Raw genomic sequence first — 17,183 nt, 5'->3', positions numbered from 1 at the left:
CTGGGTATATAGCACAAGTTCGGCAAGTATAGTAAAACGTCTGAACAATTACGAGTTGATATATTATACAGAAAAGAAAATGCCCTGGCCGCTAAGCAACAGGGACGTAGTGATGCAAATGAAATTGGTATTAGATACTGTCGCCGGCACTTTGATCATGACCGCTCATAGTATCGAAAATATGGTTCCCTTAAAAAGTGGAGTTGTGCGCGTGCCTGCATCAGAAGTAACATGGAAAGTATCAACAATCAGCCCCGGTACAATGAAAATAGAATACAGCGCACAGGCAGATCCTGGAGGAACAGTGCCAGCATGGGTAACGAATATGTTTTTAACAAAGGGCCCGTACGAAACTTTCACAAATTTGCGAAAGCAACTTAGAAATAACTGAGGTTCAATATATTGATGCTTGTCATTAACTATGGGAACCTATGCCAAGCATGATCGAAACGACTACTAAGTGATTGAGATCAGCACTAAAAATTATCCTTGACGAAATCATTCTCTATACATTAAATTGAATTATCGCTGTCAAATCCTCCACAAAAAAGTTCGAAAGTTGTCCCCTTCTGCCCGCCCTTGCCCGCCGAAGCTCGATAGAGCGAAGGAGGGCCGCCCGCAAATGGGACATTTTTGTTTTATGTGGTATTACGTCTATATCCTTGAACTGAGTAATGGCAAGCTCCCTCACTCAAGCCCTATCCACCTCACCCTCGCCACCTTTTCCGATCCCTCATTTGCTTTCGTTATAGTGGCAAATGTGTGGGTGGCCTCATTGTAATTGCCCCGAAGGGTAAAGTCTTCGAATATCGCTTCTTCCTGCGTACCTTTTTCCTGCAGTTGCAATACCTCTGCTTTGCCGCCATGCAGGGCATAACACACCATTTGCCTGTCCATCCTGTACAATGTCTTCAGGCGTTTCCCCTCTTCTTTCCGTTTTATATTCTCCCCTATTTCATTAGCCAGCAGGTAGATGTCTTTATTTGTAGTTATCACATCCACACCATGCATCCGCATAACGTTCGGGTTGGGTGTTCCCAGGTTCGGCTGTCTTCTTTCTATGTAGTATCCGGTACGCTCCACGCTGTCTCCTTCCAATACCAATATCCCTATATCTCCCAGCGTCATGGTAGCGGCGGTAGAGCCGAAGGCACTTGGTTCTTGATACTTCATTTCCTCCATCAGTATCACAGTGCTCCCATCCTCGTGCAATAATATATTCTGCGGCACGCCCGAGAATTCACCGCTCTTACCCGGTATTTTCTTTTTAGCCTCTGTCACCTTGGCCGCGCTCAGGTCATGCACGCTTCGTGTATTTAGTGTCTCCGGGTCTATCACCAGCACACTGGAAGTATAGGCATGTACACCACCTGTTATCACCCCCTGCCTTACCTCGGTATTCATCAGCATGTGCAGCGCATTGCGCCGGTTATCGTATAGTAGTATGGCATTGGTCTGTCTAAGGTCATGTGCCAGGTCCAATGGTTTCATCTTTGGTATAGAATTGTCTGCATTTATCCGGGCCAGGTATACCCGTCCGTTCTTGTACAGCAGCGACTCTGCTCCGTATGCAGCCAGGAACAGGTTCTTATCCCCGTTCACGGCAATGCTCATGATATAGAAGTTCAGTATATCACTGGCAGGATAGGGCACCACCACATTGCTCAGCAGCTTGTGGTGGCCATCATAATGAATGGTGCGTATACGGTCCTCGTTCCGCTCGCCCACACTGCGGTATATACCTATTGCATAGCAGTCCGATGCAGGATCCTTTACAACTACTATGTTGTTGTTCACATTTCCCTTCATGGCAGCCATACCCAAACGCGGAAAGTCATATATCAGGTCTTCTGCTACAAGCGCCCCCGTCTGCGGGTGGAACCGCAAACGATACACCGAGGGCGTATATCCATAAGACTCTTTGAAAAAAAGTACCGGTTCGCCATTGATCTCGTATATCCCTAGCAACACATCATTTATCTTCACATGCTCACATCTTACTTCGGTAACTGCAAATCTTTTGCGTTCCTTATCTATCAGCATCACTTCACATCTATTCTTCGTTCCGCCACGCATAATGAATGTGCTGCCATTCTTCAACTGTAATATGCAGTGGAACCCGCGTGTATATTCCTCGTCCAGCACCTCGCTCTTATCTACCTGCAGCTGGGCATGGGCCTTGTACATAGGCAAAACAAATGCCAGGAGTGAACACAGTATCCATAAAAATGATCTATACATAAAATAGCTTTAGAGAATATCAACTTTGAATATTGGGTCGAATACCTTGGTACACAATTCCATACCGATCAGGATGTTCACTTATAAATTTAAACGATCATTCTCAATATCGGTAGTATTATCTGGCTCTTTTCCTATCAGAACCGCTGCGTTAAAAAGAAAAGGACAGAAAAACACAAAACCCTTGCATAGCAAGGGTTTTATAAAGTGTAGCTTCGCCGGGAATCGAACCTGGATCTGGAGCTTCGGAAACTCTTATACTATCCGTTGTACTACGAAGCCATGCGGTGCAAAAATAATCGTTTCGCACTGATATTGGGAACTAAATAATGATCATAGATGGTCCTCTACGCGCAGGTGGTGTGTGCAGCAGTAGTATTCGCGTGGATCGTTGGAGGCTATGAGCACCAGGCGGCCTGCGGCATAGGTGTCCATCCACTGGCGATACTGCCCTACTCCACGTTCGTCCAGGTTGGTACAGGGCTCGTCCAGCATCAGCACAGGGGTATCGGCAAATATGGCCTGTGCCAGTTTCACACGCTGTTTCATGCCCGATGAATAGTCATATATAGGCTTATCGGCAGCGGCGGTGAGGCCCATGATATCTATGACCTGCTCTATGGAAAGACCTTTTATAAGTGGCTTGAAAGAGAAATGAAATCCCAGGAACTCGCGCAGGGTGAACTCTTCTACTATCTCCTGCCCGGGGGCGCAAAAGCTGATGCTGTGGAATACACCGGAGGCCTCTACTACCTTACCATTACTATCGGTATGCGTCACCTTGCCTGCAGAGGGCTGCTGCATGCCTGCTATCACCCGTAGCAGGGTAGATTTGCCACTACCATTGGGACCCAGTAAAGCATATGCCCCCGGCGATGTGAAGGTGTATGTAATATCCTTGAATACACGGTGCCGCTGGAAACGCTTGCCTACCTGGTGAAGGGAAATATCCATTTTCCTGTCAAAAGTAATTAAACGACCGAAAGAAAAGAGGCATGGCATTATGAGAATGGCAGGGCATTAGCGATATTTGTATATCTACACTACAATGTATGAAGAACAGGATACGTTCTTACATCACCTTCAGCAGCAAGGAAAGAGCAGGACTGGCCGTGCTGCTGGTATTGCTGCTGCTGCTGATAGGCATAAAGGCCACTATGCACCTGTGGGTACAGCCCGATATGGACCGTGCAGAAGAGGAACGCCTGCGGCAGGCATGGGAGAACTATAAGGCCAGCGGCCCCGATGCACCACGGCAACAGCCCGGCATGGTGAGCATAAACAAGGCAGACTCTGCCACGCTGGTACAGGTAAAGGGCATAGACCCCGAGGCCGCGCGCAAGATAATATGGCGCAGGCGCATCATAGGCCCATATACCGACATAGAGCAACTGCGCGAGACCTGCTCGTTGCCCGACACCGTATTTGCCGATCTACGGAAACATGTATGCCTATAGCGTTGCAGAGGCCTGCTGCAAGAGCGATATGGCATCGGCCACATCCAGCAGGGTCTGTTCCCCGGTAGTGAAGTTCTTTACGCTGATGCGGCCTGCGGCACGCTCGTCATCGCCGGGCAGCAGCACATACTGTATGCCACGTTTATTGGCATACTTCATCTGTTTATCGAACTTGGCAGCATCGGGGTATATCTCGGCCGCTATGCCTGCCTCCCTGCAACGGCGCAGTATATCCAGCGCATAGCGCTCGTTCTCTCCGCCAAAATTGAGGATGATGGCTTTTGTGGCCGCACTCAGCTGCTGCGGAAAAAGGGCCAGTTCTTCCAGCACATCGTATATACGATCTATACCAAAGGAAACACCTACACCTGAGAGCCCTTTCAGGCCGAAAAGCCCGGTGAGGTCGTCGTAGCGGCCGCCACCGCCTATGCTGCCCATCTTTACATCGGGGTGGGTACATACCACCTCTACAATGATACCCGTGTAGTAATTGAGACCACGGGCAAGGCTCACATCTACCACTATCTGCGCATCGCCTGCCATATTGTGATCGGCTAGCTGTGCGTAGTAGGAAAGCGTATCGGTTATCTCCGTTATCCCTTGCATACCCGCCTCGCTCGTGGCCATTATCTGCACCAGCGCTTGCAGCTTTTCGCTATTAGTACCGAAAACCTGTATCACCTGCTCCAGGCGGGCCACACCATCGGCATCTATGCCGCGTGCCTGTAGCTCATTGGCTACGCCACTCCACCCTATCTTGTCCAGCTTATCGAGCGCTACCGTTATGTCGGTCATCTTATCGGGATGGCCGCATATCTCCGAAAGGCCCTGCAGCAGTTTGCGGCTGTTCACCTTTATGGCCACGGGTATGGCCAGGCGGCTGAACGCCTGCCCGTATATGCACAGCAGTTCGGCCTCGTTAATGAGGGAGGTGCTGCCCACCACATCGGCATCGCACTGCCAGAATTCGCGGTAACGTCCCTTCTGCGGCCTGTCGGCACGCCATACAGGCTGCATCTGGTACCTGCGGAAAGGCAGGGCCAGCTCGTGATGGTGCATCACTACATAGCGGGCAAAAGGTATGGTGAGGTCGTACCGCAGGGCACGCTCTGTGACCACGGGCGATGAATAGGAACGGCTAAGCACATTGTTCCACTCCGCGTTCAGCTTGTTTTTATCGGCCTCGCTCTTTTCATGCAGGCCATTGTTGAGTATCTTGAATATGAGCCGGTCGCCCTCCTCGCCATACTTGCCTGTGAGGGTGGTGAGATTTTCCATAGCGGGGGTCTCCAGCGGCTGAAAACCATAGAGCTCGAATATGGACCGTAGTGTACCGAATATATACTGGCGCTTGCGCACCACTTCTGGCGACAGATCGCGGGTGCCTTGCGGTATGGATGGTTTCATGGTGGCAAAGATAATTGTTAGTAGAAAGTAGAAAGTAGAAAGTAGAAAGTAGAAAGTAGAAAGTAGAAAGTAGAAAGTAGAAAGTAGAAAGTAGAAAGTAGAAAGTAAGAACTGTAAAGTTTGCTCTGTGAGCATAATAAAACAGGAGGGACGTATTGTTTGCGTCCCTCCTGTTTTGTTTATTTACTTGTAGATGGCCTTACTTTCTACTTTAGACCTTCTACCTTCTACTATCCAAAAACTGCTGTAACTCTTCTTTTGAGCTGCTGTAGTTGAATTTGGCAGCGAGGTCGGCATAGTATTCCTTATCGCTGGTGATGTTGTAGGCCCAGCGTGCGAATTCCACCTTCGTGCTCTCGAAAAGGAACCAGTCCATCATATAGCTCACCTGGAAGGTGGTAAGCGTCTCCTTCCTCAGCGCCTCTTTTATGTATTTCAGCTTTTCGGTATCGGTGGTCTTGGCATCTACCCTGGCCTTTAGCTTATCAGATGCTTCTTCCGTGAGTGTGCCGGATGCCACGGGTGATGCCACAGGCGTACCGGGCTGTAGCGGAGTGGCCCTGGTATCGTCGCTACCGGTGACGGGCGCATCTGCATCAGGTGTTGGTCGCTCGTAAGCAGGGCCATCATTGTAGCTGCCGTTAGTTGGGTTCTGCGCATAGGCAGGGCCGCGGCTATCATCTATAGGGTTGGTCATGGCCGACATAGTGCGGTTGTGCGGGTCGTAGAGGAAATTGGTGATCATACCCGGCTTGGTATTCACCCAGCCCTGGAATACGAGACGGTCGTAAACACGGCCCCAGCGGTCGTAGCTCACACCGAATATCTTCAGGTAATGCCTGCCGGGTGGCAGGTCGCCTACAGTGACAGTGGTACCGCGCTTATTGAAATAGCGACCATTCACCGAGATATTGATGCGGGAATTATCGGCCAGGTGCACACGCAGCAGTGTTTGGGCCTGCGTAGCTGTGGTAACGGTCACCAGCAGGAAGAGAAGTATAAATAGCTGTCTCATACAGTATAAAGGTAGTTATTTGCTATTACTATGACCTGCAATGGACATGCCAGTTAAATGCAAAAAGACATCTTAGGATAAATTTAACGAGGCAGCAGCAGGGCACATAATATCCCCGCCGACACGGCAGCGTTCAGCGATTCGGCGCCGCCGGTACGGGGAATGGTGACCCAGTGGGTGGCCAGCGCCATTACCTGCGGCGATATACCCTTCGATTCGTTGCCTATAATGAGTACACCGCTTTCATGTGTACCTGCCTGGTATACATCGCTTCCCGATAAGGTAGCGGCGAACTTTGGCGCACTCAATGCAGGCAGTGCATCGGCCAGCGGCGCCTCATAGATATTTACCCTGATGTGGCTGCCCATGGCACTCTGTACCACCTTGGGGTTATACACATCCACACAGTTAGGAGAGCATACCAGGTGCCGTATCCCGAACCAGTCGGCTATGCGAATGAGGGTCCCCATATTGCCCGGATCCTGTATATCATCCAGCGCCAGGTACCATTCGTTCACATTTGGCACATCCTTTGCAGCGGCATAAGGCAACACCAGCAATACCTGCGAGGGAGTATGCAAGGCAGAGAGAGCGGTAAGGTCATCATCGGATGCTATATGCACCGCAGCCTCGGGATGGCGGGCTATAACATGGGTATTGGCAGCATGCCATTCGGCCGTGGCCACTATGGTATCGATAGGCATATCGCTATGCAGCCATTCCAGCGCCACCTTGCTGCCTTCGGCTATGAACTGCCGGTGCATACTGCGGAATTTTTGCTGTGTTAACGAGCGAATGTGCTTACTTTGCGCTTTCGATAGCATATACCGCAAAACTATATCAATTGTTGTTATCAGTACATGGCCGGGAGTGTTTTTTATAAGAGGTATATATGTCGGTGTGTACTGCCACTGCTGCTTGCGGCCCTGCTGGCCGCCTGTAGCAGCACCAAGCACCTCGAAAAAGATCAGTATCTCCTTTGGAAGAACAAGATAGTACTGAAGAACGAGACCCCTATGCCCAACAAGGGCGAGCTGAAAGAGAACCTTGACAACCTAGTAGTACAGCAGCCCAACAGCAACTTTATGGGTATAACGGTGGTGAAGATACCCAAGAAGCTATGGGCATATAACCGCCGCTATAAACGGCTGCACACACGGCCTGATTCCCTGCTGCCGAAGTCGGTACAGAGACCGGTGATATTCGACTCGCTGACGATGCCCCAGTCTGAACAGAACATGAAGAACTACCTCTTCAACCAGGGCTTTTTCTATGCCCGTGTGCATGATACGGTAGTGTTCAGAAAGAAGAAGGCGTATACTACCTATACCGTAGAGACAGGCCCCAATTACAAGATAGACCGTATAAACTATAACATAGACGATAGCGCAATAGCGGCCGTGGTGAGGGGAGCCAGCGATGCCACCAGGCTGAAAAAAGGTACCATCTTCACCTACAGCCTGCTTGAAGAGGAGCGCAGCCGGATAACCACTGCCGTGAACAACAATGGCTACAGGCGCTTCAACCTGGAAAATATCACATTCAAGATAGATACGATAGATAGGTCGATATTCAAGATAGGGGCCAGCCCGTTCGAGAACGCGGTGAACTATATATCGCGCACAGCGAAACGGAAAGGCACGCTGGATATAGACATCATCATAAGAAAGGCCGATGACAGCCTGTCTTACAACAAATACACTATAAGCAAGATAACGGTATACCCCGACTATGGTGGCGCAGAGGACCGTAACGACACCAATATGATAACGCGCAACATAAAGGGTGTGGAATTCAAGTACCATAGCGAATATGTACTGCCACGGGTACTGTACCGCCACATGTTCCTGGCGCCGGGCAATACCTACTCAAAGGCCGATGAGGAACGTACCATATCGCGCATGGGCGGGCTGGGCATTTTCCATTACATAAGGGTACAGTTCCGCGAGAACAGGGTGACGCGCGACAGCCTGGATTGCAGCATATACCTGAACCGTGCGCAGAAGTATGATTTCTCTACCAATTTCGAGGTATCGAACGGTACCACATACGACCTAGGCAATTCCCTGAGCCTCAATTTCCGTAACAAGAACTTTCTGCGCGGGGCCAACCTGCTGACCATAAGCGCCAGCGGCGGTATAGAGCTTTACTATGACGAGAACCTGGCCGACGACCTGTACAAGCGCTTCCAGCTACTCACACAGTATTACGGTATCAATGCCAGCTTGGATTTCCCCAAATTCGTAGCCCCCGTAGCATCGTCCATATTCAGCAACAGCAACCTGCCGCACACAGTGATAAGCGTGGGCGAGAACGTCATTCACCGTATCAACTATTTCCAGTTGCTGAACACCAGCGCAACCTTCTCTTACAACTGGCGCGAATCGGAAACGAAGACATGGACACTCACACCTGCTTTCATCAACAAGATACGCCTGCCTGAAAAGGAGCTTACCGATTCTTTCCAGAAAGTACTGAGCTCTAACGAATACCTGAGTAACAGCTATAAACAGACATTCATAGAGGGCGAGAACATATCGTTCCGCTTCGACAATAGCGCCAGGCGAAAGGGGCGCAGCTACTCTTACCTGCGCGTAGCCTTCGAAGAGGCAGGTGGCGTATTGAAAGGCGCACGCAAGCTAGGCTATGCGCTGAACCAGCTATACACCCTGCAGGACACGAATTTTGCGCAGTATACCAAGTACGACCTTGATGCGCGCCACTACTTCGCTATACGCAAGTCTGTAATGGCGCTGAGGTTCAATGGCGGCGTAGGCATACCCTATGGCCCGCCATGGACACTGCCTTACATAAAACAATACTTTGCAGGCGGCCCATACAGCCTGCGCGGCTGGCGCATACGATCGCTGGGACCGGGCAGCTACCGCAAGTCCCTCACCGAAAAAGTGAACCAGATAGACCTGACGGGAGACATAAAGCTGGAGGCAAATGCAGAGTACCGCTTCCCGGTGATGCCGCTTTTTGCGGGGGCAGTGAAAATGAATGGCGCACTATTTGCCGATGCAGGCAATATATGGCTGGCCAACCCCGATACCGCCTATGCGGGCGGTGAACTGGCCATGGACAAGCTGGGACAGGATATAGCTATGGACCTGGGTATAGGCTCGCGCTTCGAGATAGCATCCTTCCTCACTGTGCGTGTGGATATGGCCATACCTGTGAAGAAGCCGTATGTACACACCAATTCGGGCTGGGTGTTCAAAGACATAGCCCCGTTCGATAACGGCTGGCGGGCCGAGAATGTGGTCTTCAGCTTTTCTATCGGTTATCCCTTCTAGACGGGCACTATTTGCGTGTAAGTGTACGGAACACATCCTCCAGCGATTCTGTCTGCGCCTGCATAGAACCTATGTTCACATTGTGGTCCAGGGCCCATTGCATCACCTCGCGGCGCAGTGCATCGGGCTCTGCTGTGGCCAGCTTCCATTTGTTGCCACCTATATGCTCCCGGCTATCGGCATGCTTCAGCGCGGCCAGTTGTGCGTCGGCTACCTCCTGCTCAAAGGCTATGACGAGGATATCCCTCCGGGTGTTCTTCTGCTGCAGCTGGTCTATAGGGTCATCGGCGGCCACCTGTCCATTGTTGATGATGATGACACGGCTGCACATGGCCTGTACCTCCTGCATGATGTGGGTAGATAGCAGAACGGTCTTATCGGCGCCTATGTTCTTTATCAGGTCGCGTATCTCTACTATCTGGTTGGGGTCCAGGCCCGATGTGGGCTCGTCCAGTATCAGCACCTCCGGATCATGCAGCATGGCCTGTGCCAGGCCCACACGCTGCTTGTACCCCTTCGATAGTGCGCCTATCTTTTTATGCGCCTCCTTGCCCAGCCCCGTTAGCGATATCATCTCTTCTATGCGTGCGCCCTTGTTCTTGCCCAGCTTGTGTATACCCGCGCTCAGTTCCAGGTATTCCCTTACATACATTTCGTAATAAAGGGGATTGGCCTCGGGCAGGTAGCCTACCCTTTTGCGTACTTCCATGGGCTTCTGTGTCACATCGTAGCCACATACCATTGCCGAGCCCGATGTGGGTGGCAGGTAGCCGGTTATCATTTTCATAGTGGTCGATTTCCCGGCGCCATTGGGACCCAGGAAACCCGTTATCTCTCCTTTCTTTATCTCGAACGAGATAGCGTCTACCGCTTTCTGTGTCTCGTATACCTTGGTAAGGGCAGTAACTTTGATGGACATAGTATGGCAAAGATACCAAAGCGCCGCACATGGAGTGCGGCGCTCTGGCATTTTATAAGTTCGTTCAGGAAATGGCTGTTATGGTATAGGCAACTTTGTCTTGGGGCCTATGAAGTGGCATGCATGCTGGAAGGTGTCCACATTATTGGTGATCTCATATTCGTAGTTGTGCAATACAAGTGTTTTGTCCGACTGCAGGGTTATCTCGAATACGCGCTGGTACTCTATGGTATTGGGCTTGGTGCTGTCGTTGTTGGTCACCACTATCCTGTAGGTGCTTTCATTGCTTTCTACAAAACCACGCAGCACCTTTGGCAGCAGGCTCTGCACATACACATCCACACTCAGCAGGCCCCTGTTGGCAGGCACAATGGTAACGGTATCTATCACCTGCGCGGTATTATCGCACTGGGTGAAGCCGCCGTATATACCCAGGTATCTGTTCCTTTTTTCTGTCTCGCAGCGCACACCCTCATAGGCCGAAGGGCAGGTACATGCGCCATTGCCGCAAGAGCCGGCATTGTAGCACACTATGCCATCGCAGGAGTTGGGCTCGCACGATGTGAGGACGGATGTAGATATGACAGCAGCGAACAGGGCAGTTGTGAGTAGAAGAGGCTTCCAGAACTTCATTTGAAACAAATATTTGTGACCAAGATAGTTAATATTCCTGATAAAGCAAAGATCAGTTACCCTATAAGACGTGATGAAAGGCCCTATTGGTTGGCTGGCAAGGTATTTACTGGTCGAAGGCGTTCCACCCCTGTGCGGTAAGGGGATGTTTGCCACCGCTTTTAGTGACGAGATATCTACCCTGGTCTTTTTCTGTCATATAACCAATGACACTTACATGTGCATATTGCGATATACGTTCGTAATGCTCCTGCCCTATGGTAAAAAGCAGCTCATAATCCTCCCCACCGCTGAGGGCACAGGTAGTTACCGACAGACCGAACTGCATGGCCATGGCGCGGGTCTCTTCGTGGGCAGGTATCTTATCCTCATGCAGCACGCAGCCTGTATCACTCTTGTTGCACAGGTGCAGCAGCTCTGAGCTCAGGCCATCGCTCACATCTATCATCGATGTAGGCATTATGTTGTTCTCACGCAGCCATTCCACCACATCCATACGCGGTTCGGGCTTCAGTATACGGCCCACCAGGTAGGCCTGTTGCTGCAGATCGGGCTGTACACCGGGGTTCTCCAGGAATATCTTCTTTTCGCGCTCCAGCAGTTGCAGGCCCAGGTAGGCCGCCCCCAGGTCGCCGGTCACACATATAAGATCATTCGGCCGTGCGCCCGAACGGGTCACATACTTATCGGGCGCTACCTCGCCTATGGCAGTGATGCTGATGACCAGGCCCGAGCGCGAGCTGGTGGTATCGCCCCCTACAAGATCTACCCCATAACGTTCACAGGCGGCATATATACCCTCGTAGAATTCCTCCAGCGCCTCTACCGATACCTTGTTAGAAAGCGCTATGCTCACCGTGATGTGCGTAGGCGTGGCCATCATGGCATATATATCGGACAGGTTCACTGCCACCGCTTTGTAGCCCAAGTGCTTCAGCGGGGTATACATGAGGTCGAAATGGATACCCTCTACCAGCATATCGGTAGATATGACGCACTGGCGGCCGAACTGGTCTATGACAGCGGCATCGTCGCCCACGCTAAGGAGGGTACCTGCATTTGCGGTCTCGTTGTTGCGGGTGAGGTGGTCTATAAGCCCGAACTCGCCAAGGGAAGATATCTCTGTTCTCATGTATGTATGCTAAGGCCGCAAAGGTATGGTATTTGGCAAGGCAATGGTGATACGCAGGGCCTAAGGAAAGGCCGATCTTTTAGCAGATCGTTAAAGCTGATAATGGTCAGAAAAAGAATAGTGGCATTTTTCTAATTTTACACGAAACACCACTACATATGAGACCTAATATCGGCATCGCTGAAGAACATCTTACACAGACCTGCAACATACTGAATGCATTGCTGGCAGACGAGTTCGCACTGTATGCACGCACCCGCTACTGCCACTGGAACGTGACAGGGCCTGCCTTTTCGGTACTGCACAAGTTCTTTGAAGAACAATATGAACAACTGGCCACTATGATAGACGAAGTGGCCGAGCGTGTACGCATGCTGGGCGGTACGGCCGCAGCGGGCAATATGGGCAGCATAGGTGCTTCTGCCCGCCTGCCAGAGGCAAAGGAAGAACAGGGAGCCATGAAAATGGTGCTGGGCCTGCTGAACGACCATGAGACCATAATACGCGAAGTGCGCGAGAACTTAGATACTGTGAACGAGGCATTTAAGGATGCCGGTACGGCCGACTTCCTGACCGGGGTGATGGAAGCGCACGAAAAAATGGCGTGGATGCTGCGGGCACACCTCTAGTACCGCGATCTCTTACACTGATATAAAACATGAAGCCACCCCTGCGATACACGGGTGGCTTTTATGTCATAGGCATTACCGCGCTGTTTCTCCGCACCCCGCTCTCATTTTAGGGGGTGTAAAAGGGTGATATTATGACAGCTATATATTACCTATACGGGCCTTTATGCCTGAAATAGCAGGCCTTTATACCCCTTTCAATAACCTAGGGGGAATATTTTTTTTGACAGGCACCCAAGTTCCACGCAGCATTTTACGTCTTATATAACAGGCGGCATATCTAATGCATACACGAAGACCCTTGCAGGCTTCGTGCGGGGATATATGTTGCCCGCATCTTCTTCTTTTTTTAAACCCATAACAGAACTATAATGAGAAAAAATTACTTGTACCTGGCCTTTGCGATGTCGCTGCTGGCAGGCAGGACATACGCGCAGCATGCACAGCCATGCGCTACCGACGAGATGCACCACCACTACCAGAAAATGAACCCACTGGTGGCCGAATACGAAAAAGAGCTTAACGAACAGATAGCGGCATACATAGCCAGCAAGGGCCGAACGCGCAACGTGGCCGCAAAGGGCACAGAGGGCGGCAGTGTACACCACGATACCGACTACTACGACATACCCGTGGTGGTGCATATAATGCACAGCTTTGGGGGCGAGTATGTAAAGGACAGCAACATATATGTGATGATGGACAACCTGAACAAGTTCTACAGCAAGCAGAACGACCTCAGTGGCATCATACAGCCGTTCAAAAAATATATAGGTAATGCAAAGATCAGGTTCCACCTGGCCACAAAAGACCCAGAGGGCAAGCCTACAAAGGGCATTACCCGCAGGCTCACCTACCTCACCTATGGCGGCGACGACCAGGCCAAGATAGACCTGTGGCCGCCTCGCAATTACTTCAATATATGGATAGAGAACCGCATAGGACTGACCCCTACTGCCGGTACTACCCTTGCCTACTCTACCTTCCCGGCATCGGCAGAGGCCTATCCATTCAGCGATGGCGTGATAGCCGCCTTCTCCTACATCAACGACAAGAACACCATGGAGCATGAAGTGGGGCACTACTTCAACCTACAGCATACATGGTCATCGAGCCTGGCTGGGCCGGGTGAGGCCTGTGGCGACGATGGTGTGGACGATACACCACCTACAAAAGGCAACTTCAGCACATGCCCGCTCTATGATACCAACTGCGCTACCAACTATTATAAGATATATGTAAGCGCATCGGGCTTTGCCGATTCACTGGTGAACTACCCCGACACGGCCAATGTGCAGAACGTGATGAACTACTCATCATGCCCCAACATCATGCTGAGCGAGGGCCAGATATGGCGCATGCGTGCCGCACTGAACAGCAATATAGGCGGCAGGAACAACCTGTGGGATAGCACCAACCTGTCTATCACCGGTGCAGGCGATCCCCTGCCCGATCTTCCACCCGTTACCGAATTCGTAACGAGGGCTTCAGCAGCGTCGAACGTCATTACACTCTTCACATTCCCCGGTGTACCCCTGTTCTTTACCAACAAGAGCTGGCGTGATACGGTGATAAAGACAGAATGGTCCTTCACCAACGGAGCTGCAACGCCTAATGTGACGCACAACAGCTATGCGGCCATCAATGGCGCCTTTGGCAACACCTTTGCCGACCCGGGATGGGTGAACATAAACCTGGCCGCCAGCGGCAACAATTCGGGCACTACATCTACCATGTATGAGAAAGCTGTGTTCGTATCGGACCTGCAGGGTATAGACCCGCTCACCGGCTACCTGGAGGACTTCCAGGAGGGTGGTAAGAGGGATAAGTGGCCATATTTCAACTATTACAAGAACAACATGAAGTGGCAGCAGGGCAATGTAGGTGTGTACGATAACAACTGCATCATGTACCAGGGTTTTGATACCCGTACCGGCATGGAACAGACCACAGGCACACCCGTAGGCGATTTCGACGACCTGTACAGTATAGCGTACGACCTGAGCAAGTTCGCAGGATCGGGCAAATGCTTTATGCACTTCAACTATACAGGCGCATCGCGCAGCACGCTGAACACCAATATCAATGACACACTGGTGATAGAATACTCTACAGACAAGAAACATGTATGGTTGCCACTGGCCACTATGGCAAAGGCAGAGCTGTGCAATAAGGGTGCCATAGCTACAGCATATACACCTGATGGCATAGACGACTGGGCCAGCAAGTCTATAAGCATACCCACTGCCGCGCGTACCTCTTATGTAGTGTTCCGCTTCCGCTACAAGCCGGGTGTGAACAAGACCACACTACAGAGCACCGGCAACAACTTCTACATGGACAGGATACAGATAACCCCATGGGCCGCCGATGTGAACGATGTGAACATGGCCAGCACAGAAGTAAGGGTAGTGCCAAACCCCACACAGGGCGATGCATGGGTAGTGATAAAAGATGCTGCCGCAACAGAGGCCAGCATAGTGGTGACCGACATAACCGGCAAAGTAGTGTACAAGGCACAACAGGCGCTGACGGGTACAACTGCCCGCATAATGATACCTGCCCAGGCCATAGGCACACCCGGCATGTACCTGGTGCAGACCCTTACCGGTAGCCAGGTGAGCACCCAAAAACTAGTGGTATACTAAATGGATAGATAGATCCGAATAAACCCTAAGGAGTAGCGTAAAGCGGCTGTACTACGGATAGGTACGGCCGCTTTTGCTTTTTATAAAAACCGGAGGGAGTACGCTAGATATTGTTTTCATCTTTCAGGAACCTGAAGAGCAGGAGCATACCCATAGTAGCAGCCATTTCCTTGTTGCGCTCGCGGTCGTAGAAGAAGCGGAATTTGCGCGCTTCTACCCTGCCGGAGCCTGCAACGGCCATCCATACCGTGCCTATGGGTTCGGCGCTGCCATCAGAGGCGGGACCAAGGAGCCCTGTGGCAGAGAGCGCATATGTAGCGCCAAGCCGCTGCTGCACACCTGTGGCCATTTCTTTTGCAGTGGCCTCGCTTACCGCACCATGGGTAGCAAGGGTATCGGCATCGACCCCTATCAGGTCTGTCTTGGCACCATTACTATAGCATACCACCCCACCCATGAAATAGCCCGATGCACCCGGCACCTGTGTGAGCTGGTGGGCTATGAGGCCGCCTGTGCAGCTTTCTGCCAGGGCCAGCGTGATGCCGCGTGCCGAGAACACATCATACAGGGCCTTTGCCAGTGGCTCGTCCTGGAGAGATACCACAATGTTCTGCAGGCGCTCTGCTATGGCATCGCGGTAGGGCAATATATCTTTATGAAGCTGGTCTTCATCCGCGCCCTTGCCGGTGAGCCGCAGCTTTACCATACCCAATGCAGGCAGGAAGGCCAGCTTTATATGCGCAGGCAGCGAGCCTTCTATATCTGCTATCCTTTCGGCCACAAAGCTTTCGCCCTCACCAGCCGTCACTATAGTGTAATGCACTATGGCTCCCTTGCGGTCTCTCATACGCAGGCGGGGAAGTACCTCGTCCAGCATGATGCCCATCATCTCGAACGGCACACCGGGCAGCGATACGATGACCTTTCCATCCCGTTCGAACCACATACCCGGTGCAGTGCCCCTGCTGTTGAACAGTACGGTGCAGCTATCGGGCACATCGGCCTGCCTTAGATTCACATCAAGCATGGGCCTGTTCCTCCTGGAGAAGATGTCCTTTACATGCTGCAGCACCCGCTCGTCGGTGCGCATGGCACCACCGAAATATTCCAGCAGAAGTGGCTTGGTGATATCGTCAGATGTAGGGCCGAGACCACCCGTAATGATGACCACATCGGCCACGGCAAGTTCGGCATCCAGCGCATTGGTCATGGCCGCACGCTCATCGCCTACGGCCACCCGGCGAAGGACATCCATGCCCAGCGCATTGAGCTGCTGGGCTATCCATGCCGAATTGGTGTCTATGGTCTGCCCTATGAGCAGCTCATCGCCTATGGTGATGATGGAAACAGCGGTATTGCTCATGGTGTGGTATTGAAATATGGTGCAAGGCGCTCGTGCAGTACCTGTGGCATGTTCACGGTCTTTTTTTCTTTCGGGTCGAAGAACACAAGAGTGGTGATACCCTTATTCAGCAGGGCACCGGCCTCATTGAACAGCTCGGAATGGAACTGTATGCGGGAGCCGGCGGGCAGCTCGTGCAGGCTGGTCTTTACAGTGATGAGGTCGTCGTAAAGGGCTGGCCTGAAGTAGCGCGAATTCAGCTCGGCCACGGGCATCATTACACCCATCTCCTCTAGCTGGCGGTAGGTGAAGCCCAACTGCCTGATGGCTTCGGCACGGCCTACTTCGTAATAGAGCGCATAATTGCCATAGTATAGATACCCCATCTGGTCGGTCTCGCCATACCTTACGCGTATCTGGGTGGTAGCGGTGAACATACGCCAAATGTAAGCCTTTTAATG

General features: G+C 51.5%; 15 protein-coding genes and 1 tRNA gene. 5 read left to right on the top strand and 11 right to left on the bottom strand.

Annotated elements, in window-relative coordinates; translation table 11 throughout:
• Positions 1–391: START domain-containing protein (locus tag ABD843_RS16285; protein WP_345085630.1), on the top strand; the 391-nt coding region annotated here is incomplete at its 5' end.
• A gap of 296 nt (positions 392–687) precedes the next feature.
• On the opposite strand, the gene ABD843_RS16280 is transcribed toward ABD843_RS16285, so the two are convergent.
• From ABD843_RS16280 to ABD843_RS16270, 3 genes are all read right to left on the bottom strand, one after another.
• A complete protein-coding gene (locus ABD843_RS16280; RefSeq protein ID WP_345085625.1) occupies positions 688–2,187 on the bottom strand; it encodes a hypothetical protein in 1,500 nt (499 codons plus the stop codon).
• Between the two features lie 264 nt (positions 2,188–2,451).
• Positions 2,452–2,523 (bottom strand) — tRNA-Arg (locus ABD843_RS16275).
• Between the two features lie 51 nt (positions 2,524–2,574).
• A complete protein-coding gene (locus ABD843_RS16270) occupies positions 2,575–3,195 on the bottom strand; it encodes an ABC transporter ATP-binding protein (protein ID WP_345085622.1) in 621 nt (206 codons plus the stop codon).
• A 98-nt stretch (positions 3,196–3,293) separates the two neighbouring features.
• Here ABD843_RS16270 and ABD843_RS16265 point away from each other — a divergent pair, with 98 nt between their 5' ends.
• Positions 3,294–3,698: a helix-hairpin-helix domain-containing protein gene (locus ABD843_RS16265; RefSeq protein ID WP_345085619.1), complete on the top strand. Its 405-nt coding sequence runs from the start codon at positions 3,294–3,296 to the stop codon at positions 3,696–3,698.
• Here the strand turns inward: ABD843_RS16265 and hisS are convergent.
• The 3 genes from hisS to ABD843_RS16250 all read right to left on the bottom strand — a co-directional run bounded on the left by hisS (position 3,693) and on the right by ABD843_RS16250 (position 6,944).
• Complete coding sequence (hisS, locus tag ABD843_RS16260; RefSeq protein ID WP_345085616.1) at positions 3,693–5,105, bottom strand: histidine--tRNA ligase; 1,413 nt, start codon at positions 5,103–5,105, stop codon at positions 3,693–3,695. The genes ABD843_RS16265 and hisS overlap by 6 nt on opposite strands.
• Positions 5,106–5,325: 220 nt before the next feature.
• Complete coding sequence (locus ABD843_RS16255) at positions 5,326–6,120, bottom strand: proline and serine-rich protein 1 family protein (RefSeq protein WP_345085613.1); 795 nt, start codon at positions 6,118–6,120, stop codon at positions 5,326–5,328.
• 83 nt (positions 6,121–6,203) lie between these two features.
• Positions 6,204–6,944, bottom strand: coding sequence for a TrmH family RNA methyltransferase (locus tag ABD843_RS16250; protein ID WP_425575779.1), 741 nt, complete (start codon positions 6,942–6,944; stop codon positions 6,204–6,206).
• A 36-nt stretch (positions 6,945–6,980) separates the two neighbouring features.
• Between ABD843_RS16250 and tamL the strand changes: the two genes are divergently transcribed.
• Entirely contained in the window at positions 6,981–9,419 is a 2,439-nt protein-coding gene (gene tamL / locus ABD843_RS16245; RefSeq protein ID WP_345085607.1) for a translocation and assembly module lipoprotein TamL, read from the top strand.
• A 7-nt stretch (positions 9,420–9,426) separates the two neighbouring features.
• On the opposite strand, the gene gldA is transcribed toward tamL, so the two are convergent.
• The 3 genes from gldA to thiL form a co-directional block, all read right to left on the bottom strand.
• Entirely contained in the window at positions 9,427–10,338 is a 912-nt protein-coding gene (gene gldA / locus ABD843_RS16240) for a gliding motility-associated ABC transporter ATP-binding subunit GldA (protein WP_345085604.1), read from the bottom strand.
• Positions 10,339–10,416: 78 nt separating this feature from the next.
• Positions 10,417–10,971 (bottom strand): hypothetical protein, encoded by a 555-nt coding sequence (locus tag ABD843_RS16235; protein ID WP_345085600.1) that lies wholly within the window; start codon positions 10,969–10,971, stop codon positions 10,417–10,419.
• Positions 10,972–11,077: 106 nt separating this feature from the next.
• Positions 11,078–12,103, bottom strand: coding sequence for a thiamine-phosphate kinase (thiL, locus tag ABD843_RS16230; protein ID WP_345085597.1), 1,026 nt, complete (start codon positions 12,101–12,103; stop codon positions 11,078–11,080).
• A gap of 158 nt (positions 12,104–12,261) precedes the next feature.
• On the opposite strand from thiL, the gene ABD843_RS16225 reads away from it, so the two are divergent.
• On the top strand, positions 12,262–12,732 hold the full coding sequence (locus tag ABD843_RS16225) for a Dps family protein (protein ID WP_345085594.1): 471 nt from the start codon (positions 12,262–12,264) through the stop codon (positions 12,730–12,732).
• 371 nt (positions 12,733–13,103) lie between these two features.
• Positions 13,104–15,380: a zinc-dependent metalloprotease gene (locus ABD843_RS16220; protein WP_345085591.1), complete on the top strand. Its 2,277-nt coding sequence runs from the start codon at positions 13,104–13,106 to the stop codon at positions 15,378–15,380.
• 103 nt (positions 15,381–15,483) lie between these two features.
• On the opposite strand, the gene ABD843_RS16215 is transcribed toward ABD843_RS16220, so the two are convergent.
• Positions 15,484–16,743 (bottom strand): CinA family nicotinamide mononucleotide deamidase-related protein, encoded by a 1,260-nt coding sequence (locus ABD843_RS16215; RefSeq protein ID WP_345085588.1) that lies wholly within the window; start codon positions 16,741–16,743, stop codon positions 15,484–15,486.
• Positions 16,740–17,159, bottom strand: a complete 420-nt coding sequence (locus ABD843_RS16210) for an acyl-CoA thioesterase (protein WP_345085585.1) — start codon at positions 17,157–17,159, stop codon at positions 16,740–16,742. The genes ABD843_RS16215 and ABD843_RS16210 overlap by 4 nt, the downstream gene beginning before the upstream one ends.
• Positions 17,160–17,183 lie beyond the last annotated feature (24 nt).

The organism is Nemorincola caseinilytica, assembly GCF_039540515.1.
GTDB classification, from domain to species: domain Bacteria; phylum Bacteroidota; class Bacteroidia; order Chitinophagales; family Chitinophagaceae; genus Nemorincola; species Nemorincola caseinilytica.
Note: the sequence above shows the minus strand (reverse complement) of the source record. Positions and strands in the feature narration are given on the sequence as shown.